Genomic DNA, 2,188 nt, shown 5'->3' on the forward strand with positions numbered 1-2,188 from the left:
GGTGTCGCCGGGGTCGTGCGGGGTGGACCGCCTGCGCACCACGACGGCGACCTGCGTGCCGTCGGGCGAGATGCGCGGGGACTCGTACTCGTGCTCGGAGTCGTCGGCCAGGACGCGCCGCGTCCCGCTCGCCACGTCGAGGGCGACGAGTGTCTGCCGCTGCGAGCCGCGGGCCTCGGCGACGGTCCACGACGCGGCCACGGTGGTGCCGTCGGGGGAGAGGTGCCAGGAGGATTCGTCTCCCAGAGCCCGGCCGACGTGGCCGGTGAGGTCCTTCCAGTCCGCCGTCTCCTCCCCGGCGGGTGCCCCCGGGGCGGTCAGCAGGCGGGTGCGGTCGGGGCCGAGATCGTGGTCCCAGTACCGCACGGGGTACTCCTCGTGCAGGATCGCCGACACCCCGGCGTCCTTGCGCTGCTTGCGTAGTTCCTCGTCCTCGGCGAGGCCGCCCGCGGAGGGCAGGACCCCCGAACCGAACACGATGGTGCCCGCCGTGGCCGCCACCACGACCTCCCGCACCCCGCCCGGTGGGGCGGCGATGACCCGGGCGTCCCCGCCGGTGGCGGGCTGCAGCCACAGCGCCCCGGTTTCGGGCGCCTCTTCGCTCGTCCGGTCCGGTCTGGACGAGACGAACAGCAGGTCGCCCTCCGGGGTGAAGGCGGCACCGGACTCGCCCTGCGTGCTGCGGGTCAGGCGGCGCGCCGGGCGGTTCCCCTCGGGGTCGACCTCCCACAGAGCGGTGGTGTAGCGGTTCTTCTTCGGGTCGGGGGTGGACAGGCCGACGACCACGCGGCGGCCGTCGGGGGACAGCCACAGGCCCGAGGTGCGGGGCAGGGCCGCGTAGGTGTCCAGGTCGGAGAACGGGTTCTCGTCCTCGTGCGGAGCATCGCTGATCATGAGGTCTTCATACCACCCGCGGGGCGGCGGCGGGCGGTTTCATCGATTGTCCACTGTGGAGCATGTTCGGCGGTGCTGCCCCCGGGGGTACGCTCGGGGCGTCACCGGGGCGGAGGGCAGGTGGAACACCGCTGACATGGCGTGGGAGCGAACGGTACGCAGCGAGGACGTGACGGGTGTGCTGTCCCGGGTGGAGGTCCGGGGACGGCCCGTGCTCCTCGGCCGCACGGCCGATGGCCGGGCGATCGCGGTGGCCCCGCGCTGCCCGCACGAGAACCGGCCCCTCGACGGCGCGCCCGTCACCGGAGACGAGATCTCCTGCCCCTACCACCACTACACCTACGACGCCCGCACCGGCGAAAACCGCAGTCCGCGCGCCCAGCTGCCGCCCTCCCTGGCCTGTCACGTCCGCGACCTGCGCGTTTACCCGGTGCAGGAGCGGGACGGCTGGGTGTGGATCCGGCTGCGCAGGCTTCCCCGCTGAGTGGTCAGGGCACCATCCAGGACAGGACCGGGGTGGACTGCAGCAGCACCAGGAGGCACATCACGGCGACGAAGAGCAGGCTCCAGCCGAAGACGCGCCGGAACAGCTCGCCCTCGCGGCCCGACATGCCGACCGCGGCGGCCGCGATGGCGAGGTTCTGCGGGCTGATCATCTTGCCGAGCACGCCGCCGGAGGAGTTCGCGGCGGCCAGCAGCACGGAATCCAGTCCCGCCTTCTGGGCCGCCACCACCTGCAGCGCGCCGAACAGGGAGTTCGACGAGGTGTCCGAACCGGTGACGGCCACCCCGAGCCAGCCGAGGATCGGGGAGATCAGCGCGAAGATCCCGCCCGCACCGGCCATCCACGTGCCCAGCGTCGCGGTCTGCCCGCTCGCGTTCATCACGTACGCCAGCGCCAGCACCGCCATCACGGTGACGATCGCGGCGGCCAGGTACCGGTAGGTCTGCCCGTAGGTGCGCAGGGCCTGCCCCGGCCGGATCCGGATCACCGGGATGCTGAGCAGCCCCGCGATGACCAGCAGGGTGCCCGCGGAGGCGAGCCAGTCGAACTTGAAGTTCGGCAGGGTGGACGGTTTGCCGGAGGCGGACTGGATGTGCAGGCCCGGCCAGGCGAAGGTCCTGGTCACGCTGCCCAGCGCGTCCCGGATCGCGGGGATCTGGGCGAGCGCGAACACCGCGATGATGATCAGGTACGGGGCGTAGGCGCGGAACACCTCGGCACCGGTGTCCGCGCCGCGCTCGCCGTCCGTGCCGGTCGCGGTGCTGGTCGGGGTGGCGGTCGGGGTGGCAC

At 73.0% G+C, this 2,188-nt stretch carries 2 protein-coding genes and 1 pseudogene; 1 reads left to right on the top strand and 2 read right to left on the bottom strand.

The genetic code is table 11. From position 1 onward, the window contains the following. Positions 1-894 (bottom strand): annotated as a pseudogene (locus tag FNH05_RS36385) (S9 family peptidase); the annotation flags it as partial. Between the two features lie 136 nt (positions 895-1,030). Between FNH05_RS36385 and FNH05_RS36390 the strand changes: the two are divergent. Then, complete coding sequence (locus FNH05_RS36390; protein WP_186382920.1) at positions 1,031-1,378, top strand: Rieske (2Fe-2S) protein; 348 nt, start codon at positions 1,031-1,033, stop codon at positions 1,376-1,378. A gap of 4 nt (positions 1,379-1,382) precedes the next feature. Here the strand turns inward: FNH05_RS36390 and FNH05_RS36395 are convergent. Next, positions 1,383-2,188, bottom strand: an 806-nt coding sequence (locus FNH05_RS36395; RefSeq protein WP_144593375.1) for an L-lactate permease, incomplete at its 5' end; no start/stop codon positions are given.

Source organism: Amycolatopsis rhizosphaerae, from assembly GCF_007713715.1.
GTDB classification, from domain to species: domain Bacteria; phylum Actinomycetota; class Actinomycetes; order Mycobacteriales; family Pseudonocardiaceae; genus Amycolatopsis_E; species Amycolatopsis_E rhizosphaerae.